20 protein-coding genes are annotated in these 23,271 nt (G+C 71.0%); 16 read left to right on the top strand and 4 right to left on the bottom strand.

The window, feature by feature from the left end; all coding sequences use genetic code 11:
* Window positions 1-162 precede the first annotated feature (162 nt).
* The gene (locus tag HNR51_RS18880) at window positions 163-1,467 is read right to left on the bottom strand and encodes a L,D-transpeptidase family protein (RefSeq protein ID WP_182556004.1); all 1,305 of its coding nucleotides are present in this window, start codon (window positions 1,465-1,467) and stop codon (window positions 163-165) included.
* Window positions 1,468-1,749: 282 nt separating this feature from the next.
* On the opposite strand from HNR51_RS18880, the gene HNR51_RS18885 reads away from it, so the two are divergent.
* The 8 genes from HNR51_RS18885 (at window position 1,750) to HNR51_RS18920 (ending at window position 8,050) form a co-directional block, all read left to right on the top strand.
* Complete coding sequence (locus tag HNR51_RS18885) at window positions 1,750-2,154, top strand: hypothetical protein (RefSeq protein WP_182556005.1); 405 nt, start codon at window positions 1,750-1,752, stop codon at window positions 2,152-2,154.
* A 94-nt stretch (window positions 2,155-2,248) separates the two neighbouring features.
* Window positions 2,249-3,337: a copper chaperone PCu(A)C domain-containing protein gene (locus HNR51_RS18890; protein WP_182556006.1), complete on the top strand. Its 1,089-nt coding sequence runs from the start codon at window positions 2,249-2,251 to the stop codon at window positions 3,335-3,337.
* A 91-nt stretch (window positions 3,338-3,428) separates the two neighbouring features.
* A complete protein-coding gene (locus HNR51_RS18895; protein WP_182556007.1) occupies window positions 3,429-3,944 on the top strand; it encodes a copper chaperone PCu(A)C in 516 nt (171 codons plus the stop codon).
* Window positions 3,934-4,569 (top strand): SCO family protein, encoded by a 636-nt coding sequence (locus HNR51_RS18900; RefSeq protein ID WP_182556008.1) that lies wholly within the window; start codon window positions 3,934-3,936, stop codon window positions 4,567-4,569. The genes HNR51_RS18895 and HNR51_RS18900 overlap by 11 nt, the downstream gene beginning before the upstream one ends.
* A gap of 122 nt (window positions 4,570-4,691) precedes the next feature.
* Window positions 4,692-5,048: a hypothetical protein gene (locus HNR51_RS18905; RefSeq protein ID WP_182556009.1), complete on the top strand. Its 357-nt coding sequence runs from the start codon at window positions 4,692-4,694 to the stop codon at window positions 5,046-5,048.
* A 41-nt stretch (window positions 5,049-5,089) separates the two neighbouring features.
* Window positions 5,090-7,231, top strand: a complete 2,142-nt coding sequence (locus HNR51_RS18910; RefSeq protein WP_182556010.1) for a TonB-dependent receptor family protein — start codon at window positions 5,090-5,092, stop codon at window positions 7,229-7,231.
* Between the two features lie 174 nt (window positions 7,232-7,405).
* Window positions 7,406-7,648: a type II toxin-antitoxin system VapB family antitoxin gene (locus HNR51_RS18915; RefSeq protein ID WP_152276309.1), complete on the top strand. Its 243-nt coding sequence runs from the start codon at window positions 7,406-7,408 to the stop codon at window positions 7,646-7,648.
* Window positions 7,649-8,050 carry a type II toxin-antitoxin system VapC family toxin gene (locus tag HNR51_RS18920; protein WP_182556011.1) on the top strand — a complete coding sequence of 134 codons (402 nt, stop codon included), beginning with the start codon at window positions 7,649-7,651 and terminating at the stop codon, window positions 8,048-8,050.
* A 45-nt stretch (window positions 8,051-8,095) separates the two neighbouring features.
* Here the strand turns inward: HNR51_RS18920 and HNR51_RS18925 are convergent, their stop codons facing one another.
* Both HNR51_RS18925 and HNR51_RS18930 read right to left on the bottom strand, forming a co-directional pair.
* Window positions 8,096-9,568, bottom strand: coding sequence for a carbohydrate porin (locus HNR51_RS18925; protein ID WP_182556012.1), 1,473 nt, complete (start codon window positions 9,566-9,568; stop codon window positions 8,096-8,098).
* Between the two features lie 139 nt (window positions 9,569-9,707).
* A complete protein-coding gene (locus HNR51_RS18930; protein WP_012453296.1) occupies window positions 9,708-10,379 on the bottom strand; it encodes a GntR family transcriptional regulator in 672 nt (223 codons plus the stop codon).
* Window positions 10,380-10,542: 163 nt separating this feature from the next.
* Here HNR51_RS18930 and dctP point away from each other — a divergent pair, with 163 nt between their 5' ends.
* From dctP to HNR51_RS18965, 7 genes are all read left to right on the top strand, one after another.
* Complete coding sequence (gene dctP / locus HNR51_RS18935) at window positions 10,543-11,565, top strand: TRAP transporter substrate-binding protein DctP (RefSeq protein ID WP_012453297.1); 1,023 nt, start codon at window positions 10,543-10,545, stop codon at window positions 11,563-11,565.
* Window positions 11,562-12,287: a TRAP transporter small permease gene (locus HNR51_RS18940; protein ID WP_012453298.1), complete on the top strand. Its 726-nt coding sequence runs from the start codon at window positions 11,562-11,564 to the stop codon at window positions 12,285-12,287. The genes dctP and HNR51_RS18940 overlap by 4 nt, the downstream gene beginning before the upstream one ends.
* Complete coding sequence (locus tag HNR51_RS18945; RefSeq protein WP_012453299.1) at window positions 12,284-13,636, top strand: TRAP transporter large permease; 1,353 nt, start codon at window positions 12,284-12,286, stop codon at window positions 13,634-13,636. Before HNR51_RS18940 ends, HNR51_RS18945 begins: the two co-directional genes overlap by 4 nt.
* Before the next feature lie 256 nt (window positions 13,637-13,892).
* Window positions 13,893-14,090, top strand: coding sequence for a hypothetical protein (locus HNR51_RS18950; protein WP_152276314.1), 198 nt, complete (start codon window positions 13,893-13,895; stop codon window positions 14,088-14,090).
* Between the two features lie 502 nt (window positions 14,091-14,592).
* A complete protein-coding gene (locus tag HNR51_RS18955) occupies window positions 14,593-14,823 on the top strand; it encodes a hypothetical protein (protein WP_012453301.1) in 231 nt (76 codons plus the stop codon).
* Window positions 14,824-14,884: 61 nt separating this feature from the next.
* Window positions 14,885-15,931, top strand: coding sequence for a cysteine synthase A (locus tag HNR51_RS18960; protein ID WP_182556013.1), 1,047 nt, complete (start codon window positions 14,885-14,887; stop codon window positions 15,929-15,931).
* A 109-nt stretch (window positions 15,932-16,040) separates the two neighbouring features.
* Window positions 16,041-16,193: a DUF3309 family protein gene (locus tag HNR51_RS18965; RefSeq protein ID WP_012453303.1), complete on the top strand. Its 153-nt coding sequence runs from the start codon at window positions 16,041-16,043 to the stop codon at window positions 16,191-16,193.
* 19 nt (window positions 16,194-16,212) lie between these two features.
* Here HNR51_RS18965 and HNR51_RS18970 read toward each other — a convergent pair whose 3' ends face one another.
* Window positions 16,213-17,679, bottom strand: a complete 1,467-nt coding sequence (locus HNR51_RS18970) for a S1 family serine peptidase (protein ID WP_182556014.1) — start codon at window positions 17,677-17,679, stop codon at window positions 16,213-16,215.
* A gap of 281 nt (window positions 17,680-17,960) precedes the next feature.
* On the opposite strand from HNR51_RS18970, the gene HNR51_RS18975 reads away from it, so the two are divergent.
* Window positions 17,961-23,267: an alpha-2-macroglobulin family protein gene (locus HNR51_RS18975; protein WP_182556015.1), complete on the top strand. Its 5,307-nt coding sequence runs from the start codon at window positions 17,961-17,963 to the stop codon at window positions 23,265-23,267.
* Window positions 23,268-23,271 lie beyond the last annotated feature (4 nt).

Raw genomic sequence — 23,271 nt, forward strand, 5'->3', positions numbered from 1 at the left:
AACAGGGGCTGAAGGCCGGTCCGGCGTTCTGCGCGGACTCGATCCAAGTCCTCCTCTCGATCCAAGTCCTCATAAAGACACAGCCCCGGGCCGGATGTCGAATCCGGCCCGGGGCTGTGTTCATCCCAACGTCGTGGGCGCGTTACGCCCTTCCCCGCGCCCTCAGTTCTCCTCGTCGCCCGGCTCGAACACTTCGGGCTGGGTCGAGGCGGCGCTGGCGACCGGGGTCGGCGCCTCGATGGTGGACGGCACGTTCACGCCGTCGCGCTTGTAGATGTCGTCGCGGAACTGCACCGTGCCGTCCGGGGTCGCCCAGGCGGTGATGTAGGTCCAGTAGACCGGCACCGGCTGCGTCAGGCGGGCATCGATGCGCTGGCCGCTCTCCACCGCCTGCTCGACATGGGCACGGTCCCAGCCGGGCGTGTCCTTGAGGAGCCACGTGATGTACTCGCGCACGTTCTGCACGCGCACGCAGCCCGAGGAGATGAAGCGGAAGTCGTCGCCGAACACGCCGCGGGAATTGGTGTCGTGCATGAACACGCCGTGCGGGTTCGGGATGTTGATGCGCACGACGCCCATGGAGTTGAAGTCGGCGCCCGAGTCCTGGCGGTAGGTGTAGCGGGTGCCCTCGTCCGAGTTCCAGTTCACGGAGCGCGGCGAGATCTCCTGGCCGCCCGAGAGGATGCGGATCTTGTTGTCCGTGAGGTAGTTCGGATCCTTCTGCATCTTCGGGATCAGGTCCTTCCTCACGATCGAGGCCGGGACCGTCCAGGTCGGGTTGAAATTGATCTCGACCGCCTTGGCATTCATGATCGGCGACTGGCGGTCGATCTTGCCGACGCCCGCGGCGTGCAGGGTCACGACCTGGCCGTTCTCCACCGTCTGCACCAGGGCGGCGGGGATGTTGGTGATGACGAAGCGCCGGCCGAGATCGCCCGAATACGAGCGCAGGCGGATCACGTTGGTCTCGAGCTGGCGCAGGCGCACGTCGGCGGGCACGTTCATCGCCGCCTGGGTCGCCGGGCTCATCTGGCCGGTCTGCGACAGGCCGTGGCGGGCCTGGAAGCGCTTCACGCCGGCCGCGACGTAGGAATCGTAGACGCCCGCGCCGCCGGCGGTGGCGTCGAGGTCGCCGGTGACGATCAGGCGCTGGCGCACCGCCGCCACCGCCGGGCCGCGGGAGCCGACCCGCAGGCCGGCCGCGCCGGTCACGGCCTGCCAGCCGCCGCGCGAGACGATGGCGCGGTACTTCTCGACCATCGCCTCGGTCGCCGCGATGGTGTCGGGCGAGAGGATCGGCGTCGAGGAGCGGTGCACCTGCATGGTGGTGGGCGAGGAATAATCCTGCGCCCACTCGGCCTGGGCGAAGCCGGCCTCGCGCGCGAATGCCGGGCCGGCGAGCAGCGTCGCCCCCAGGAAAGCGGCGGCGAGGGGGCGGAAACGGGAGTGGCGCGCGGTCTGCAGCATCGATCCGGGCTCTGGATGAGGGTGCGGTCGGTGGATCCGGCCGGGACTGACGGCTCAAACGCCAAGGCGTAAAAGAACCAAGTCTCGGCCAAGTCCTCGTGTCGCGGTTGTTGCGGTCTCGTGGTTAAGAAGCCATGCCGTTCCGGGCCATATTGTGGCGTCCGGGTGTGGCGGCGCACGCACCAGCCCTTCCGTGGAGCCGTCGGGCGCGGCGACAGGGCGGCAATGGGGCGCCGGCTGAGGCCCCTACCGGCCGGGCGCGAAGCGGCGTAAGGCTCGTGCATGCCGACCCCACGCCGCGACCGGACCGGAGGAGCGCCGCGCATCCTGCGCGGGCTGACGGCCGTGGCCGCGCTCTACGCGCTGGTGCTCCAGGCCCTGCTCGGCGGCATCGCGGCCCTTCCCGTCGCGGGTGCCCCCGCCATCCTCTGCCTGCAGGCGGCGGACGGCGCCGCCTCCGCTCAGGCCGCGGCAAAGGACGGGCTCCCGGCCCCGGATTCGCACCACACCGGCTGCTGCACGGCCGCGCACCATCCGTTCGCCGCCGCGCTCCCGCCTCTCGTCTCGACCGCAGCCGTCTGGCCCGAACGGGATGCCGGCCGCGCCGACTGGTTTCGCGCCCCACACCGGACGGCCCGTCCGCCGCCCTTCACCCTCGCCCATGCCCGGGCTCCGCTGGCCGCCTGACGCGCTCGATCCAATCGAATCTTCGCCAAGCGCTTCTTGGCCAAGCGATTCCTCGCAAAGCGATCCCTCGACGTCAGACAACCGGAACCGTCCCATGCCCCGCTCCTGCCCCTGCGCTCCGCTTCGCGCCGCCCGGCCGCTCGCCCTGATCGGCCCTCCGCTCGTCCCGCTTCTCGTCTCCGCCCTCGTCTCCACCGCTTCGGCCCACGCCGTGCTGGAGCGCAAGGAGGCCGTGCCCAACGCCGCCTACCGCGGCGTCGTCCAGATCATGCATGGCTGCGACGGCCGGCCGACCACCCGCGTCAGCGTCACCATTCCCGAGGGCGTGACCGGCGCCAAGCCGATGCCGAAGCCCGGCTGGACGATCAGCACGGTCAAGTCGGCCTATGCCCGCCCCTATCCCTCCTTCCACGGGACGGTCTCGGAGGGCGTCACCCGGATCACCTGGAGCGGCGGCAGCCTGCCGGACGAGCAGATCGACGAGTTCACCTTCTTCGCCCGGATCTCGGACGCCTTCGCGCCCGGAGCGACGATCTACTTTCCGGTCGAGCAGGACTGCACCGAGGGCAGCTACCGCTGGAGCGATGTTCCGTCCGAGGACGGAACCGCGCAGGCGCTGAAGGCGCCGGCCCCGGCGGTGCGGATCGTCGCCGCCCGAGGAACAGCGAACCCGGGAACGGCAAGCCCGGGAACAGCGAGCCCGGGAACGGCTGCGCAGGCACCGGCCGCCCCCGCGGCGAAGGCGGGGCCGATCGCGATCGAGACGCCTTGGCTGCGGGCGACGCCGGGCGGCGCGAAGGTCGCCGGCGGCTACGTCACGCTGCGCAACACCGGCACCGAGCCCGACCGGCTCACCGGCGCCGCGATCCCCCAGGCGGGCCGGGCCGAGATCCATTCGATGACGACGGAGGGCGGCGTGATGAAGATGGCCCCGGTCGAGGGCGGCCTCGCCCTGGCGCCGGGGGCAAGCGTCGCGCTCAAGCCCGGCGGCTATCACCTGATGTTCCTCGACCTGAAGGACGGGCTGAAGGCAGGCGAGACCGTCTCGGGCACGCTCACCTTCGAGCGGGCCGGAACGGTGCCGGTGACCTTCACGGTGGCGCCGATCGGCGCGCAGGCGCCCGGCACCGCAGCCCCCGCCGCCGCAGCGCCGGAAGCCGGCGGCCATCAGCACCACCACTGACCGCGTCCGCCGCCATGCGCGCGGCGCAGCGCATCCCGATGCCCCGGCCGCTGAGCCCTTCCCCTTTCCCCTCCGAGCGGAGACACGATCCATGCGCGCCCACCCCCTCTCATCCGCCCTGCTCCTCGCCCTCGGCCTGGCCGCCGCGAGCCCGGCTCACGCCCACGATTACAGCGTCGGCCCGCTCAAGATCGGCCATCCCTGGTCGCGCGCCACGCCCGGCGGGGCCAAGGTCGCGGGCGGCTACCTCACGGTGACGAATACCGGCACGGAGCCCGAGCGGCTCACCGGCGGCACGATCGAGGCGGCCGGACGCGGCGAACTGCACACGATGTCGATGGAGGGCGGCGTGATGAAGATGGCGCCGCTTCCCGACGGCCTGGAGATCGCGCCCGGCCAGACGGTGACGCTCGCTCCCAGCGGCAACCACCTGATGTTCCTCGACCTGAAGACGCCGCTGAAGAAGGGCGAGCGGGTGAAGGGCGCCTTGCGCTTCGAGCGGGCCGGCACCGTTCCGGTGGAGTTCGCCGTCGAGAGCCTCGCCGCCAAGGCGCCGGAGGAGAAGCCGGCGGCGCACGATCATTCGGGACATGACCATGGCCACTGACCCCCGGCCCCCCTCCCCCGCCGCGCGGCGGGGGAGCACCCTGATCCTCGCCGCCTTCGCGCTCGCCCTCGTCGGCATCGTCGCGGCAACGGTCGCCTTCCTGCCGCGGGGGGACAGGCCCTCCGCCCTGTCGGTGATCGGCGGCCCGTTCCGGCTCGATTCCTCGAAGGGCGGCGTCGTCGATTCGCAGGCGCTGAAGGGCAAGCCCTTCCTCGTCTTCTTCGGCTTCACCCAGTGTCCGAACATCTGCCCGACGACGCTCGCCGATCTGGGCACCCTGCTCGACACATTCGGAGCGGAGGGCGGCGACGTCCAGGCCTACTACATCACCCTCGATCCCGAGCGGGACACGCAGGCCGTGATGCAGGAATACATGGCCTCGTTCACCGACCGGATCACCGGTCTGACCGGCACGCCGCAGCAGATCGAGCGGGTGGCGCGCGATTACCGCGCCTCCCTGAAGCGGGTGCCGCTGCCCGGCGGCGACTACACCCTGGAGCACACGCTGATGGTCTACATGATGGACCGCAACGGCGGCTTCGCCGGTCCGCTCGACCTGAATGCCGGGCACGCGCTCGCCCTCAAGCAATTGCGGAAACTGGTCGCCGACGGTCGCAGCACCTGACCATACCGGTCCGGCGGCGCGTTGCGGCCAAAACGAGCGCCGCCCTCCCTTCAAAGCCGTTGACGCCCGCGCAAGCTTGGCCATAGCTGACCGGCATGCGTGGGCGCTTGCCGGGATGGTCCGTGGGCCGCGCGGTCATCGCCGTGGCCGTGCTCTACGCGCTCGCCCTGCAGGTCGTGCTCGGCGCCGCCGCACTCGCGGGAACCGTCGGTCCCGACAGCAGCCGCCTCCACATCCTCTGCGCGCCCGGTGCGGCCGATTCCGACGCGCCGGCGACGCCGCACCCGGCCCACGGTCACCTGCCCTGCTGCCAGGCCGCGCACGCCCTGCCGAGCCTCGACGTTCCGGAGCCCGCCCACGCCGTCATCGCATGGCCGCCGGAGCGGACCGCCCCGGTCGCGTGGCGGCCCGAGATCGTCGCCGCACCCCGCGCCCCGCCCGGCACACGCCCGAGCGCCCGCGCCCCACCCGTCGCCTGATCGATCGCCCTCCCGATCCTTCAGACAACGGACCTTTCGTCATGCCTTCCCGTCAACGGGCCGTGCCGCGCGCCGCCCTGTCCTCAACCCTGCTCGTCTCCAGCCTCGCCCTCGCTACTCCGGTGACGGCCCAGACCGCGCCGGAGAGCGCGGCCACCCTTTCCGAAATCAGCGTCTCCGGCACCGGCCGCCCCGCCGGCCCGGCCGAGACCGCCGGCTCGCTCACCGTGCCGAGCGTGGCCGCACAGCGGGCGGCGGTGAACGCCACCGTCGGCTCGGTCGCCTTCGTCGACGCCACGACCTTCCAGAACCGCTACGCCAACACCGTGCGCGACGTGCTCAAAGACGTGCCTGGCGTGTTCGTGCAGGAGCGCTACGGCCAGGAGATGCGCCTCTCGATCCGCGGCTCCGGCATCGCCCGCGGCTTCCATGTCCGCGGCATCGAACTGCTGCAGGACGGCATCCCGCTCAACCTCGCCGACGGCAGCGGCGACTTCTATCAGATCGATCCGCTCTCCCTGCGCTCGGTCGAGGTCTACAAGGGCGGCAACGCGCTGACCTTCGGTGCGACGACGCTCGGCGGCGCGGTGAACTTCGTGACGCCGACCGCCTACACGGCCCTGGCGCCGAACGTCCTGCGGATCGACGGCGGCAGCTTCAACACCATCCGCGAGCACTTCCAGGTCTCGCGGATCTCCGGCCCGGCCGATGTCCTGATCTCGGGCACGCTCACCAATTCCGACGGATTCCGCGATCACGAGACCCAGCGCACGCGCAATTTCAACGCCAATTTCGGGTACCAGTTGGCGCCCGGCATCGAGACGCGGTTCTATCTCGGCTTCTACGACACCGACCAGAAGCTGCCCGGCTCGCTCACGCTGTTCAACGCGCTGAACACTCCGCGCCTCGCCAACCCGGCGGCGATCACCGGCAATCAATCGCGAAAGGTCACGACGGAGCGGATCGCCAACCGCACCTCGTTCGAACTGGAAGTCGGACGCCTCGACATCGATTCCTGGGCGATTCACAAGAACCTTGAGCACCCGATCTTCCAAGTGATCGACCAGGACGGCTGGACCTACGGCGTCGCGCCGCGCTGGGCCGGCACGTTCGATCTCGGCGGCTTCCGCAACGACCTGATCCTCGGCCTGCGGGCGTTTGCCGGCATCAACGAGGCGCGGCAATTCGTGAACGTGGCGGGTCTACGCGGCGCCCAGACGCTCGATGCGCGCCAGAGCGCCTCGAACTACGAGGCCTATGCCGAGAACCGGTTCTGGTTCCTGCCGGACGTGGCCCTGATGACCGGCGCCAAGCTGTTCTCCTCGAACCGCACCTACAGCAACCGGGGCGGCCTGCCGGCAAGCCCCACCGCCCGCTTCGCCAATGTCACCTACGAAGGCATCAACCCGAAGCTCGGCCTGCTGTGGCAGCCGCTGCCCGACATTCAGGTGTTCGCCGACGTCACCCGCTCGCGCGACGTGCCCGACTTCTCCGACCTCGTGCAGACGAATACGCTCGGCACCACCTTCGTGCCGCTCGCGGCCCAGCGCGCCTGGACCTACGAGGCGGGCTCCCGCGGCCGGATCGACCGGCTCGCCTGGGACGTGACGCTCTACCGGGCGGAGCTGCGCGACGCGCTCATCAACTTCACGCCCAATCCGGGCCTGAACATCCCGGCGGCGACCTTCAACGCCCCGCGCACCCGCCACCAGGGCGTGGAGGCGGCCGTGACCCTCGACCTCACCGAGGATCTGACCGGCATCGGCGACCGGCTTTCCCTGACGCAGATCTGGACGCACAACGATTTCCGCTTCGTGGGCGACCCGGTCTTCGGCAACAACCGCATCGCCGGCGTGCCGGTGAACGTGCTGCGCACGGTGCTCAGCTACCGGCATCCGAGCGGCTTCTACTTCGCCCCCGCCCTCGACTGGGTGCCCGAGGGCGCCTTCGCCGACCACGCCAACACCCTCAAGGTGCCGGGCTACGCCCTGCTCGGCCTCCAGACCGGCATCGACTTCGCCAACGGCGTCTCGCTGTTCGTGGATGCCCGCAACCTGACGGACGAGCGCTATGTCTCCGACATCGCGGTCGTGACCAACGCGGCGACCGTGGCCGGCGGCCCGGTGGCGTTCTTTCCGGGCAACGGCCGCAGCGTGTTCGGGGGCGTGCGGGCCTCGTTCTGAGGGTGACCGCCTGGAACATGGGTGTCGGCTCCCGGTGGGCGCCGATATCAAGTGCGGGTGACGGATTCGCTTCGATGCGAAGAACGGCCGTCATCGGCCCGCAGCGGCATCCACCCCGTATGAACACTCACCGCCGATCCGTATAGACAACGATGGTCGATACGGAGGGCGGTCATGCTCAGCATCAGGGACGAGGAAGTCAGAACCCTCGCCGAAACCGTCATGAGGAAGTCCGGCGCCCCCAACCTCACGGCCGCGATCAAGCTTGCCCTGCAGCGCGAGATCAAGCGCGCCGAGGAGGCGCTCCCCCTGGTCGAGCGCGTGGCTGCGATCCGCGCCGCGGCCCTGGCGAAAGCCGACCGGCCGCCCGCGCCACCCTTGAGCGAGGACGAGCGCGACGCCTTGTGGACACGCTGAATGTTCATCGACACGTCGGCGGTCGTGGCCATTCTGGCCGGTGAGCCCGAAGCGCCTGCCTTCATCGCCTGCATCGAGGCGGCCGGACGCCGGGAAACCGGGCCGCATGTCCGCCTTGAGGCGACGATCAACCTCGCGCGCATCCTCGGCCTTCCGGTCTCGGTGGCCCAGGAGATGTACGACGCTTTCCTGGCAACGGCCGGGATCACCGTCGTCTTGATCGACGATGCCGTCGCACGCCGGGCGGCGCAGGCCTTCGACACCTACGGCAAGGGCCGGGGTCACCCGGCGCAACTCAACTTCGCCGACTGCCTGTCCTATGCCTGCGCCGCCACGGATCGCGTTCCGATACTCTTCAAAGGCCGGGGCTTCATCCACACCGACTTGGACATCGCATCGTAGGAGGCCGGGCTCGACGGAATCCTGCAAGCCGAGCAGGCCCGCCCCTCAATACTGAACCGTCGCGCGCAGGCCCAGCACCGCGGCGTTGCGCACCCGGCGGCCTTCCGGATCGCGCGGGTTGGCGATGCCGCCGCCCGGATGCAGGATGAGCTGCACATCCGGCTGCACCGTGAAGCCCGGCACCACCACCGCCTGATAGGCCGCCTCGATCACCGTCTCGGCCCGCCGCCGCGGCATCGCCGTGCCGGTGTAGACGATGGTGTCGATGTCGGAGCGGCGCGCGTCGTCGGAGAGGCGGGCATGCGCCAGGCTGATCCCGACCGTGTCGTCGTCACGGCCCTCGAACAGACCTTTGTAGGCGAGCCCCGTATCGAGATAGGCCGAGACGAGGCTGGAGCGGGTCGGCGACCATGCCGCCCGGACGAAGAAGCCGAGGCCCTCGTCGTCCTTGCCCGTCTCCCGGTAGAGCGTCTGGTCGTAGATCGCGTAGATCCCGGCATTGCCGCGCAAGGGGCGGCCGATGCCGGTGGAATTGGGGTCGGCGAGCGGCAGGCCGGTGTTGTCGATGCGCAAACTCTCGAAGCGGCCGAAATGCTGCCAGCCGCCGAGCGTGACGTCGCCGGGCAGTTCCTTCGAACCCTCTTGCGTGTTGAAGGCGTAGGTCGCCTCGGCCACGACGAGGGCGGGGTCGCGGGTGCGGAAATTGGTGCCGGTCCGGTCGAGGCGCTGCGCCTCCGGGTCGTCGCCGGGGCGGTTGGCGCCGGCCGGATCGCCGTCGTAGAGCCCGGCCTGGAGCGAGAAGCCGTTGCCCGGCACGTATTTGGCCCGGATCGCGGGGGACGCCAGGGGGTAGGCCGGGCCGCCGCTCGGCAGGTCGAGCCCGGTGATCGCCGGCCAGCCGAAGGTCGAATTCACGAACAGGGTCGCGGTCTGGCTGACGAAGAACTCGGTGTCCGCCGCCTGCTGGCCGATCCGCAGGCCCAGCTTCCCGTCGAAGAGCTGCTGGTCGAGCCACAGCACGTAGAGGCGGGACGCCGGCAGCGCCTCGATCACGCTCGTGGCGAGCAGGTTGCCGACATAGTAGCGCGACAGGCCGGTGCCGTGGATGAAGTAGGCGTTGGCGTGGACCGTGGCGCCGTCCCACCCCGCGAGCCGCTTCAGGTCGAGGTTGAGCCGCAAGTTCAGCCGGTCCTCGACGATCGCCCCCTGGCGGAGGCCGCCGACGGGGTTGCCCAGCGTCTCGGCGATGTAGGTGAGGCTGTACTCGATGCCCCGCGCCTTCAACACGGGCCGCAGGCCGAACGGGTCGCCGAGGGGCCCGAGCGAGGGCTCGATCGAGCGCACGTAGCCGCCGGAGGCTTGGCTCGTCGATTCCGGCTGGGACACCGAGATCCGCGGATCGCCGCCCGCGCCCTCGTAGACCGGCCGCCCGGTTTCCTCCGCAAGCGCCGGCGGGCAGGCGAGAGCCATCAGGGCGAGCACGCCCGAGAGAACACAGGGAACCGCGCGGCGGGACAAGAAGGAACCCCTGGGGCGAGCCGTGACGCTCGAGTGTACGGTCTCGCTTTCAGCCCGGCCAGAGGATCAGAGGCAGAAGGCGATTGTCCGCGCCATGCCTTGCGCCGGAATTCGGGACGGTGCGGCTTTGCCGCGCCGCTCACGCCGCGCTGTGATCGAGCGCCCGCAGGTTGGCCACCAGCTCCGAAAACCCATCGCCCTGGATCAGCACGTGGCGCCGGAGCTGATCGGCCGCCGCGGCACCGTCGCCCGCCTGGATCGCCGCGACCACCGCCTCGTGCTCGGCAAGCGACTGCGCCACCCGGTGGCGGGCGCGCAGTTGCAGCCGCCGGTAGGGCGAGAGGCGGCGGTGCAGTGCCAGCGCCTGCCCGCACAGGAAATCGTTGCGGCAGGCCCGGTAGATCACCGTGTGGAAGACGTAGTTCTCGCCATAATAGGCCTCCGGATCGCCCGCCTTGGCCGCCCGCGCGCAGGCCGCGACCGCTGCCGTCAGCTCCGCCTCCAGCTCCGGCGTGAGGCGGCGCGCGGCGAGCCGGCCGCAGGCGGCTTCCAGCTCCGCCATCGTCTCGAACATCTCCAGGAGATGCCCCGGCTCGGGGGCGCTCACCACCATGCCGCGGCGCGGCTTGGTCTCCACGAGGCCGGTCGCGGCCAGTTGCAGCAGCGCCTCGCGGATCGGGGTGCGGGAGACGCCGAAGCGCTCGGCGAGGAGCGTCTCGTCGAGCCGCGCCCCGAGGGCGAGGCGCCCCTCGACGATCTCGTCCTCGATCGTCTGCCTGAGGCGCTGGGTCTGGTTCATCGGTCGAGTCATCGGCGATTTCCTGCCGAAGCATATTCAAGGGCGTTGACAAAATATGCAAGATGACGCGATCCTGCATTAAATGCTGCGGTGAAACGTATATTGTGCGCCGCACAAAAGTCCGAACAACGGACGCGATCAGAATCCGCGAAAGCGGCATTCGAGAGGAAACGCCATGACCCTGAACCGCCGCCACCTCCTCGCGGCCGGACTGGCCGCGCCCGCGCTGCTCAAGCTCGGGACCGGCCCGGCCCAAGCCGCCACGACCCTGAAGCTGTCGCACCAGTTCCCCGGCGGCTCGATCGACGAGGGCGATTTCCGCGATCGGATGTGCCGGAAATTCGCGGCCGCCCTCAAGGAGCGCTCGAAGGGCGCGATGGAGGTGCAGGTCTATCCCGGCTCCTCCTTGATGAAGACCAACGCGCAGTTCAGCGCCATGCGCAAAGGCGCGCTCGACCTCTCGCTCTATCCCTCGCCCTATGCCGGCGGCGAGGTGCCAGAGATGAATATCGGCCTGATGCCGGCGCTGGTCTCCTCCTACGCGCAGGCCGTGGCCTGGAAGGACGCGCCGGTCGGCCGCAAGCTCACCGAGATCCTGGATGCCAAGGGCATCGTGCTGGTGTCCTGGGTCTGGCAGGCCGGCGGCATCGCCAGCCGCGAGCGCCCGTTGCTGACGCCCGAGGACGCCAAGGGCATGAAGGTCCGCGGCGGCTCGCGCGAGATGGACCTGATGATGAAGCAGGCGGGCGCCGCCACGCTCTCGCTGCCCTCGAACGAATCCTACGCCGCGATGCAGACCGGCGCCTGCGACGCGGTGCTGACCTCCTCGACCAGCCTGATCTCGTTCCGCCTCGAAGAGATCTCCAAGGCCCTGACCTCGGGCCGCGAGCGCTCCTACTGGTTCATGCTGGAGCCGATCATGATGTCGAAGATCGTGTTCTCCGGCCTGCCCAAGGACCAGCAGGATCTGATCATGGCGGTCGGCGCCGAACTCGAGAGCTTCGGCCAGGAGGGCGCCAAGGCCGACGATACCCGCGTCGAGGAGGTGTTCGGCAAGGCCGGCGCCAAGGTCGTGCAGCTCGACGAGGTCAATCTCGGCAAGTGGCGCGACATCGCCCGCGACACCGCCTGGAAGGATTTCGCCAACAAGAACGCGAGCTGCGCCGAGCTGCTCAAGCTGGCGGAGAAGGTCGCATGAGCCACGCCTTCGACGCGGCCTCGGCCGCTTCCGAGACGCACAAGGTCGAGGAGGCGCGGGTTCCGGGCCTCCTCGGCATCCTCGACCGGGCCACGCGCCGGCTCAACCACCTCATCCTGGTGCTGGGCGGCCTCGCGCTGGTGGCCGCCTGCCTCGTGCTCAGCTACTCGGTGCTGATCCGCTACGTCCTGCACGAGCCGACCGAGTGGCAGGACGAGACCGCCGTGTTCCTCATCGTCGGCGCCACCTTCCTGTCGGCGGCGGGCGTCCAGGCCAAGCGCGGCCACGTCGCCATCGAGGCGCTCACGGGCCTGCTGCCGCCGGCGGCCAACCGGGCGCGTCTCGTCCTCGTCGACATCGTCAGCCTCGCCTTCGTGACCTTCTTCGCCTGGAAGAGCTGGAGCCTGTTCCACGAGGCCTGGGAGGACGGCCAGATCTCGCAATCGACCTGGGGGCCGCCGCTCTGGATCCCCTACCTGCTGATGTCGGCCGGTATGAGCCTGCTGGCCGTCCAGTTCGTGCTGCAGATCGCGGAGGCGGTGCTCTACGGCCCCCGCACCGCCGGCTGGGCCAAGCCCAAGATCGGCATCGGGGCGGACGTCAACCGCGACCTGCGCGGCCGCCCCGATCTGACGCCCGAGGGGCCGGACATCCTGGAGAGCACGATCACACCGAAGGCGGCCCCGATTCGGCCGGCGACGAGGACGGGAGGCAAGGCATGAGCACCGCCGCGATCGGCTTCCTCTATGCCGGGGCCACGCTGGGGGCGATGCTCTCAGGGATTCCCATCGCCTTCGCGCTCGGCTTCGTGGCGCTCGCCTTCATGTACGCGTTCATGCCCGCGGCCTCGCTCGATACGGTGGCGCAGAACGTCTACGAGGAGATGGCCTCGATCACCCTGCTCTCGATCCCGCTCTTCATCCTGAAGGGTGCGGCGATCGGCCGGAGCCGGGCCGGTCAGGATCTCTACTCGGCGATGCATGCCTGGATGCACCGCATCCCCGGGGGGCTCGGCATCGCCAACGTGTTCGCCTGCGCCCTGTTCGCGGCGATGGCCGGCTCCTCCCCCGCCACCTGCTCGGCGATCGGCTCGGCCGGCATCCCGGAGATGCGCAAGCGCGGCTACTCGCCGGGCTTCGCCGCCGGGATCATCGCCGCGGGCGGCACGCTCGGCATCCTGCTGCCGCCCTCGATCACCATGATCCTCTACGCGGTCGCCGCCGAGCAATCGCTGGGGCGCCTGTTCCTCGCCGGGATCGGGCCGGGCTTCCTGCTGGTCGCCCTGTTCGCCGGCTGGTCGGTGTTCCGCTTCCGCTCCGAGTTCGCGGCGGCGAAGCTCGCCTACGAGCGGACGGGTACGGAGCACCCGATCCTGCGGGAGGACAGCTACAGCATGCGCGAGCGCTTCTCGACGCTGCCGCGGGTGCTGCCCTTCGTGGTGCTGCTCACCGGCGTCATGGTCGCGCTCTACGGCGGCTACGCCACGCCGTCCGAGACGGCCGGCCTCGGCGGCCTGCTGGCGCTCGCTCTGATCGCGGTGATCTACGGCGTCTGGCGCTTCCGCGATCTCGACCCGATCCTCACGGCAACGCTGCGGGAATCGACCATGCTGATGCTGATCATCGGCATGTCGCTCCTCTACGCCTACGTGATGAGCTACCTCCACATCTCGCAGGCGGCGGCCCAGGCCATCGTCGCGATGCAGCTCTCGCCCTGGGTCCTGCTCGCCACGATCCTGGCCCTGGTGATCGCGCTCGGCTTCTTCCTGCCGCCGGTCTCGATCATCCTGATGACGGCGCCGATCATCCTGCCGCCGCTCAAGGCCGCCGGGTTCGACCTCGTCTGGTTCGGCGTGGTGATGACGATCACCATGGAGATGGGCCTGATCCACCCGCCGGTGGGCCTCAACATCTTCGTCATCAAGAACATCGCCCCCGACATCCCGCTCAAGGACATCATCTGGGGCACCCTGCCCTTCGTGATCCTGATGGGTGTCGCGATCGTCCTGCTCTGTCTCGTGCCGGGCATCGCCCTGTGGCTGCCGGACCTGCTGCTGCCGACGACGCGGTGAACCGCGGGATCGCCGTCCCGAGACGTCATCGGCGGGGTTGTTGAAACGCCCCGGACACAACGATCGGGAGCGGCGTTTCGGATCGTGCAACCGAAACGACGCTCTCGCGGAACGACGAACCCTCCGCGCCCCGGGCGCGGAGGGTTCTTCGTTTGGTTAATCGTCTCTTGGGGCCCGCAGTAAAACTCGTCTTAACCCTCCAGCGCCCAAGATCGTCGCCTCACAGCCGCTTCCGGCGCCGGACGGGAGACGATCCGTGACGAAGCCAGTCGCCGAGACGAAGCCTGCAGCGGGCGGGAGCACCGCGCCGCCACTGAGCCCGACCGTGCGCCGCCACCTCGGCAAGAGCCTGCGCAACCACTACGCCGACAGCCTCACCGAACCGGTCGGCGAGCGCCTCGAGGCCCTCATCGGCCGCCTGGACGAGCCGCAGGACCGGGCAACCCGTTCCTGACGACCGACGCCGGAAGCCCCGGCCGATCCGGAGCGGCCAGGGCGGTTCGATTCTGCGGCGGGGTTGGCGTGAGGGCGCCGGGCGCTCAGTCGAGGGCGACGGCGACGAGGGAGAACAGGCCGGCCAGCAGCAGGTTGCAGGCGATGAGGACGACGACCGTCATGGATACGCTTCGCGGCTGAGAGGAAATCGGGCAGGCATGGAGGGCGGTGGGAGACCGCCGTGAAGGAAGGGTCTAGCCGGAGAAGCTTGACGGAGTGCTCATCCCGCTCGATTGCGGCGCAGGCTAGGCCCGGTTCGCCAAAACCGATGCAGGAAGACCACAGGCGCCGCTTTGCGCTGCCGCGCTTGAACCGATCCTGAACCGCGGCGCGTGCACGGCCGCAACAACCGCGGATTCGACGCAAATCCGGTCGGCTGATTTGGCTCACCCCCGCAATATTGCCAAGATTTGGTTAACGAACTAGGCTCGCGATGTCCCGTTTCGAGACAGGGCCCGGCCATGACATCCTTGAGCGAGACCCTCCTCACCGCTGCCGGCCTGTTCGGGCTCGGCGCCTCCGCGGCCTCGGTCGGAAGCGCGGTCGAGGCGTCGGCCTTCGACCTCTCCCCCGACGACGCGACGCCGCTCTCCGAGGGAAGAAGCCTGTCGCCGGAGGCGGAGGCGGCAGATGATCCCTTCTTTACTGCGGTTGCCGACGCCCTGCGGGCGGCGGGCTACCTGGATTCCTGAAAATCCGTTGAGTAAGCCTGCCTGATCCGCCGCGCCCTGCGCGGGCGCACAGGAAGGCCGCATGTCCCGCTCCTCCGCCGTCTCCCCCGATGTGCTCGCCGCCGTCGGCGGCACGCCTCTGATTCGGCTGCGCCGCGCCTCCGAGGAGACCGGCTGCACCATCCTCGGCAAGGCGGAGTTCCTGAATCCCGGCCTGTCGGTGAAGGACCGGGCGGCGCTCTCCATCGTGCGGGACGCCGAGGCGCGCGGCCTGATCCGGCCCGGCGGCACCATCGTCGAGGGCACGGCGGGCAATACCGGGATTGGTCTGGCGCTGGTGGCCTCGGTGCGCGGCTACCGCACCGTCATCGTCATCCCCGAGACGCAGTCGGCGGAGAAGAAGGAGACGCTGCGGCTGGCCGGCGCCCGGCTCGTCGAGGTGCCCGCCGTCCCCTTCGCCAACCCGAACAACTACGTCCACGCCGCCCGCCGCCTCGCCGAGCGCTTGGCTGAGACGGAAGCCGCCGGCGCCTTCTTCGCCGACCAGTTCGACAACACCGCCAACCGCCGCGCCCATATCGAGGCGACCGGCCCCGAGATCTTCGCGCAGACCGGCGGCGCGGTCGACGGCTTCGTCTGCGCCGCAGGCACCGGCGGCACGCTCGCGGGCGTGGCCGAGGCGCTGCGGGCGGCCAAGCCCGGCGTGAAGATCGCCCTCTCGGATCCGGAGGGATCGGCGCTCCACGCCTATTACACCACGGGCACGCTCAAGGCCGAGGGCTCCTCGATCACCGAGGGCATCGGCCAGGGCCGGGTGACCAAGAACCTCGAAGGCTTCACGCCGGACCTCTCCTTCCGGATCCCGGACGGGGAGGCGCTCGGCATCATCTTCGGCCTGATGCGGGAGGAGGGCCTGTCGCTCGGCGGCTCGTCGGGCATCAACGTCGCGGGCGCGATCCGACTCGCCCGGGAACTCGGGCCCGGCCACACCATCGTGACGATCCTCTGCGACGGGGCGGCGCGCTACGCCTCGAAGCTGTTCAACCCCGCTTTCCTGAGCGAGCGCGGCCTGCCGGCCCCGGACTGGCTCGGCCCGTCCGCCGATGCCCTGCCCGATTGGCGGGCCTGAATCCGGAGATCGCGCAGGATCCGACTGAGCCGGCAACGGAATCGCCGGACCAAGCGTTGCTGTGGGCGCTCAGGCAACGGTGTTTGAGCGTCCCGGAGACGTAGCGTCGATGCTCACCACCATTCTGCTCATCCTGCTGATCCTGCTTCTGTTCGGCGGCGGCAACTTCTACGGCGGCGGCCGCTTCCGCGGTCCCGGCTTCGGCCTGGGCGGCATTCTGCTGATCATCCTGATCGTCCTGCTGGCGACGGGCCGAATCTGACCTACGGCCTCGCCGGGCCTTACCGGGCGCAGGTGATCGCCACGACCGCGCCGAGAGCGGGCGCCGCCGCCCCGCCCAGGGTGGTCGCGGCTTTCCCCCTGTCCGCCCCGGCGGGCAGGCCGGCCTCCGCCAGGAAGACCGCAACGGCCTGTCCCGGCACCAGGGCGTAGCGCGTCGGCGGCATCACCCCGGCAATCAGCCGGGGCGCGGTGGGAAACCGGGCGACGAGCCCGACGAGCCGGCCCGACCGGTCGAGCACCGGCGCGCCAGCGGCGCCCGGCTGGAGCGGGGCATAGACACCCTCGGCTCCGGCGCTGGCGGGGGCAACGCTCGGGGCGCCCTTCGCCTGCGCGCCGAGCACGAGCAGGGCCTCGCCCTCGCCCACCGGCTCGATGCGCAGCGGCGGCGCCGAACCACCCGGAAGTCCTTCGGCGGAGAGCAGCGCGAGGCTGCCCGACGCGTCGCGCCGCTCGATCCGCGCCACCGCGCCGTCGATGCGCGGCGCGGCACAGGATTCGAGGGCGGAGGCCGCCGTCAGCACCCGCCCGCCGCTGAGGCGCAGGCCGGTCGCGGCGGGGCGCACCTCGGCGGTCGCGCCGGGCAGCGGCGGCAGGGCCGGCGCGGCCGCCATGCCGGAGGCAGGCGGGCGCGGGGCCGGGCCGGAAGCCGCCGAAGCAGCCGTCGCCGGAGCGGCCGGCGGAGCGGCGGCCGGTGTCGCCTCGGGGAAGGGCGTGAACGTGTTGGCCACCGCGATGACGAGACGATCGACCGTGTCCGCCAGCGCCCGGTCATAGCCGAGGGTGAAACCGCGGATGCCCTGGGGGCCTTCGGCATAGCGGATATAGGCGCGCCCCCCCGCGGTCTCGGCGGTGACGACGATGAAATCCGGCTTCTTCAGCTTGTAGGTGACCTTGCGGCCGGGCATCGCGGCGGTGGCCCGCTCGAACAGGGCATCGAGGCTGGTCTCGCCCTGCGGGAACGACTTGGTGTCGAGGGTCACCCGCCCGTCGGCGCTCTGCCAGCGGGTGCCGCCGGGGATCGCGCTTTTCTTCGGCAGGAGCGCTTCCGGCACGCCGACCACGGCGCCGCTCGCCGGATCGGGCTGGATCCTGAACCGCGCCGCCCGGCGCGCCTCCTCCGCCTCGCGCTTGAGCGCGATACGCTCGGGCGGCGTGAGCAGGCCGGTCGGGGCGGTGCCGGTGCGGGTCTGGTAGGCCTGGATGCCCTCGAAGCTGCGCTTGCCGAAGGCGCCGGTGGTCACGCCGTTATAGTCGCCGGTCCAGACGAGGGCGTCCTGCAGCCCCCGCCGCTCCGCCTCGGGCAGGGCCTCGAAGGCGGCCCGCGCCGCCTCGAAGGCGGGATCGGGCACGGGCGTGGCCGGGGCGGCGGGTGTCCGTCGGACCTGCGGGGCGGGCGCCTGAGCAAGCGCACCGGTCGCAAGTCCGGCGGCGAGCACAGCCGGCAGAGCGCCGCGAAAAGCCTTCATCCGTCCCCTCATCGCCGCCGCTCGATTCGATGCGCGCTCGATGATGGCAGGGGGGACGCGCCCCCGACAAGCGGCGACGGGCGGCTCGGCACACGCCACGTCGTCGGAACCATCGTCCTGATCCGGCGCATCGGTGCCGACGCCGCCGTCGCCCTGATCTGCGGCTTCCGATGTCCCTCCTCGCCCATCGCCGCGGGCAAGCGTTGCGGCCGGCGCGGCAAGTGATAGCGTGCCGGCCGCGGACGCCCCTGCTTCGGGCGCCGGTCGGAGGAGACGAGAGCATGTCCCAGGGCAACCGTCTCGGCCGCTTCGGCGCGGCCTTGATCGGCGCGACGCTGCTCGGCGTCCCCGCGCTGGCCCAGGCCCCGCGCCCGGCCGCACCGCCGCGATCGGCGACCGCGCCCGTGACGAAAACCTTCATGCGCGAGGCGCTGGCGAGCGCGGGCGTCCGGCTCGAGGCCGCCCTCAAGAGCGAGGCGCCCCCCGGCGCCAAGACCGCCGCGCAGTGGCGCCGGCAAGCGGAAACCGCCGCGAACAGCGAGGGCGGGGAGCCCGACGCCGAACTCGACGCCTACGCCGCCGCGGTCGCCGCCGACCCGAACGATGTCCGGAACTGGCTCGACTATGCCAGCGCGGCGAATGCGGCGGGCAACGACGAGGAGCGATCCGACTATTCCGCCCGGTTCAAGCTGAAGGGCCGCGCGACGGCCGCCGCCTATCAGGGCTACCTGCGCGCCAAAAGCCCGGCGGACGAGGCGCGGGCACTGGCCCGCCTCGGCGAGATCCAGGCGGCCCAATCCGAGTGGCGGCCGGCTCTGGAGGCCTACCGGGCGAGCCTCGCCATCCGTGACGAGGCGCAGACGCGCGCGGCCTACGAGAAACTGCGGGAGGAGCATGGCTTCCGCATCCTCGACTACAAGGTCGATTCGGATGCCGCCGCACCGCGGGTCTGCTTCACCTTCTCCGAAAGCCTCGTCCCGAAGACCGACTACGCGCCCTACATCGCCGTCTCCGGGGCGGCCAACGCCGCGGTGACGGCGGAAGGTTCCCAGGTCTGCGTCGACGGGCTCAAGCATTCCGAGCGCTACGCCTTCGTCGTGCGCCAGGGCCTGCCCTCGTCGGTCGGCGAAAACCTGCTGAAATCGGCCGATTACGAGATCTACGTTCGCGACCGCTCGCCCCAGGTGCGGTTCACCGGGCGCAACTACGTCCTGCCGCGCACCGGACAGGCGGGCGTGCCGCTGGTCTCGGTCAATGCGGACAAGCTCGACGTGGAGGTGCTGCGCATCGGCGACCGCGGCCTGCTGCCGGCGCTGCGCTCGGAGGAGTTCCTGAGCCAGCTCAGCGGCTCGACGGCCAAGACCATCGCCGACCAGAAGGGCCAGCGCGTCTGGAAGGGCACCCTCGACACCGCCAAGGCCGAGACCAACCGCGAGGCGGTGACCGCCTTCCCCGTGCTCCAGGCGGTCGGCAAGCTGGAGCCCGGCCTCTACCTGATGCTGGCCAAGCCCACCGGCACCACCGATTCGTCGGAGGACGAGTACGGCGGCTACGAGGCCCAGGCGACGCAGTGGTTCGTCGTCTCTGATCTCGGGCTCACCGCCTTCAAAGGCCGCGACGGCGTCCACGTCTTCGCCCGCTCGCTTGCCAGCGCCAAGACCGTCTCCGGTGCCGAGATCCGGCTGATCGCCCGCAACAACGACGTGTTGGCGACCGCCAAGACCGACGGCCAGGGCCATGCCGCCTTCCCCGCCGGCCTCGCCCGCGGCGAGGGCGGGCTGGCGCCGGGCCTCGTGGTGGCGCAACTCGGCGACGATTACGGCTTCCTCGATCTGGCGCTCGGCGCCTTCGATCTCTCCGACCGCGGGGTGAAGGGCCGCCCGGCGCCGGGCGGGGCGGAGGCCTACGTCTTCCCCGAGCGCGGGGTCTACCGCTCCGGCGAGACGGTACAGCTCACAGCCCTCCTTCGCGACCCGCAGGGGGCGGCTTTGGCCGGCCTGCCGTTGACGCTGGTGGTGAAGCGGCCCGACGGCGTCGAGTACCGCCGCGCAGCCGTCGCCGACGAAGGACTCGGCGGGCGCTCGCTCGCCCTGCCGCTGATGGCGGGCGCGATGCACGGCACATGGCGCGTCTCCGCCTATACCGATCCGAAGGCACCGCCGGTCGGCGAGGCGAGCTGGCTCGTGGAGGATTACGTCCCCGAGCGGCTGGAGGTGAGCCTCACCCCGAAGACGCCGACCCTCACCCGCGGCGAGCCGGCGGTCATCGATGTCGCCGCGCGCTACCTCTACGGCGCGCCGGGCTCGGGGCTCGACGTCTCGGGCTCGGTCGCGGTGCAGGCGGCGGCCAATCCCGGCATCAGGGGGCTCGACGGCTTCTCCATCGGCCTCGATGACGAGGCGGTGGAAGCGACGACCGCCGAAATCGACGGGAAGGCCACCACCGACGCGCAGGGAAAAACCAGCATCACCGTGCCGGTGCAGGAGGTGGCCGCTCCGCGCGCGCTGGAGGCCAAGATCACCCTCGCCGTCGGCGAGCCGGGCGGCCGGGCGCTCAGCCGCAGCGTCACCCTGCCGATCCTGCCGGCTCAAGCCGTGCTAGCCATTCGCAAGAATTTTTCCGCCGATCTCGCCGAGAACGCGACCGCGACCTTCGACGTGGTGATGGCCGCGCCCGATGGGCGGCGCCTGCCGCAGGACGGCGTGGCCTGGACGCTGTCGAAGGTCGAGCGGACCTACCAATGGTACCGCGCCGACGGGCGCTGGAGCTTCGAGCCGGTGAAGTCGAGCCGCCGCGTCGCCGACGGGCGCGTGGCGACGACCGCGGAAGCGCCCGCGCGCATCGCGGTGCCCGTCGGCTTCGGCCAGTACCGCCTGGAGGCGAGCGTGCCGGGCCAGCCGCAGGCGGCCGCAAGCGTCTCCTTCACCGTCGGCTGGGGCGGCTCCGAGACCGCCGACGTGCCCGACCTCCTCGACCTCACCCTCGACAAGCCGGCCTACGCCGCGGGCGAGCGGCTGCGCGCCCGGCTTGCACCCAAATTCGCCGGCACCGCGACGCTCGCCATCGTCAGCGACCGCGTCCACGAGATCCGCGACGTGGCGGTGGCGGAGGGCGGCACCAGCGTCGACATCCCGGTCAAGGCGGAATGGGGCGCGGGCGCCTACCTCGTCGCCACCGCCTACCGGCCGCTCGACCAATCGGCCAAGCGGATGCCCGGCCGGGCGCTCGGGGTCGCGTGGTTCGCCGTGGACAAGGAGAAGCGCGGCCTCTCCGTGTCGATCGAGGCGCCGGAGAAGGTGCGCCCCCGCGGCACCCTCACCGTGCCGGTGAAGCTCGCCGGCCTCGGCCCCGGCGAGGAGGCGCGGGTGACCCTGGCGGCCGTCGATGTCGGCATCCTCAACCTGACCCGCTACGAGGCGCCCAACCCCTTCGCCTACTTCTTCGGCCAGAAGGCGCTCGGCCCCGAGATCCGCGACCTCTACGGCTACCTGATCGACGGTATGCAGGGCACGCTCGGCGCGATCCGCTCCGGCGGCGACGGCGGCGCGACGGAACTCGCCGACGCCCCCCCGACCCAGGCACCGCTCGCGCTCTATTCCGGCGTGGTCACGGTCGGCGCCGACGGCACGGCCCGGATCCCGCTGGCGCTGCCCGCCTTCAACGGCACCGCCCGGCTGATGGCGACCGCCTGGACCAAGACCAGGGTGGGCCAAGCCCAGGCCGACGTGATCGTACGCGACCCCGTGGTGCTCACCGGCACCCTGCCGCGCTTCCTCAATGTCGGCGACCGCTCGCGCTTCTTCGTTGCCCTCGACAACGTCGAGGGGGCGGCCGGCGATTACACCGTCGATCTCGACCTCACCGGCCCCGTCGTGGTGGCGGGCGAGGCGGTGCGCTCCACCATGCGGCTGGAGGCCGGGGCCAAGGGTCAGCTCGTGATCCCGATCACCGCCGCCGGCCCCGGCACGGCCCGGCTCGACGTGAGCCTCACCGGCCCCGGCATCCAGGGCAGCGCCGGCCAGTCCTTCGCGCTCGGGATCAATCCCGGCACCGGCGCCCTCGTGCGACGCAATGTGCGCCCGCTGGAGCCCGGCGCCGGGCTCGACCTGACGCCCGACCTGCTCGCCGACATCCTGCCCGGCACCGGGGCGGTCTCCGTCTCGGCCAACCGCTTAGGGGGCATCGACGTCGCCGCCCTGCTGCAATCCCTCGACCGCTACCCTTACGGCTGCTCCGAGCAGATCGTCAGCCGGGCGATGCCGCTGCTCTACGTCAACGCGCTGGCGGCGGGCGAGAAGCTCGGCCTCGACGGCGGGCTCGACGAGCGGGTGCGCGGGGCGATCGAGCGGGTGCTGGCGCGCCAGGATTCGAGCGGCGCCTTCGGCGCGTGGTCCACGGAGAATGCCGGCGACACGTGGCTGACCGCCTACGTCACCGACTTCCTCACCCGCGCCCGCGAGCGCGGATTCGCCGTGCCGCAGACGGCCTTCAACAGCGCGCTCGACCGCCTGCGCAACACGGTGGCCAACACGACGAATGTCGAGAACGGCGGCATGGACCTCGCTTACGCGGCCTATGTGCTCGCTCGGAACGGCCGCCCGGTGATGGGCGACCTGCGCTACCTCGCCGATACGCGGCTCGCCGATTTCGCCACGCCGCTCGGCCGCGGGCAGCTCGCCGCCGCCCTTGCCCTGCTGGGAGATCGCGGCCGGGCGCAGAAGGGGTTTGAAGCGGCCGTGCAGACGCTCCAGGCCGAGCGCGACAAGGGCGCCTACCGGGCCGATTACGGCTCGCGCCTGCGCGATGGCGCCGCCCTTCTGGCGCTCTCGACCGAGGCCGGGTTCTCGCAAGCGACGCTTCAGCCGGTTGCCGCCGTGCTCGGACAGGAGCGGGCCGATGGCCGCTCCACCAGCACTCAGGAGAACGCCTGGATGGTGCTGGCCGCGCAAAGCCTCGCCAAGGAGTCGGACAGCCTCTCGCTGACCATCGACGGCAAGACCGAGACCGGCCCGCTCTCGCGGCTCTACCGGGCGCCTGCCCTGGAGGCCCGGCCGGTGCGGATCGTCAATGAGGGCCGCGAGGCGGTGCCGGTCGCGGTCGGCGTCCAGGGCAACCCGATCGCACCGGAGCCCGCGGCCTCCCAGGGCTTCACGGTCGAGCGCGCCTTCTACCGGCTCGACGGCAGCCCGGTGGATCTGGCCAAGCCGCTGCGCCAGAACGACCGCCTCGTGGTGGTGCTGAAGGTGACCGAGGCCAAGGCCAGCGCCGGGCGCCTGCTGCTGGTCGACCGCCTGCCCGCGGGGCTTGAGATCGACAACCCGAAGCTGCTCGACGCCGACGCGCTCTCCGCGCTGAGCTTCGCCAAGAGCGAGCTGACTCCGGTCCATACCGAGTTCCGCGACGACCGCTTCGTGGCCGCCTACGACCGCACCCCGGAGCAATCCGCCTTCTTCTCGGCGGCCTACACCGTGCGCGTGGTCTCGCCGGGCAGCTACGTCCATCCGGGCGCGAGCGTGGAGGACATGTACCGCCCCGAGCGGTTCGGACGCACCGCGTTCGGATCGGTCGAGGTGAGTGCGGCGAAGTAGGGCC

This window comes from Methylorubrum thiocyanatum, assembly GCA_014138645.1.
Taxonomy (GTDB): Bacteria; Pseudomonadota; Alphaproteobacteria; order Rhizobiales; family Beijerinckiaceae; genus Methylobacterium; species Methylobacterium thiocyanatum.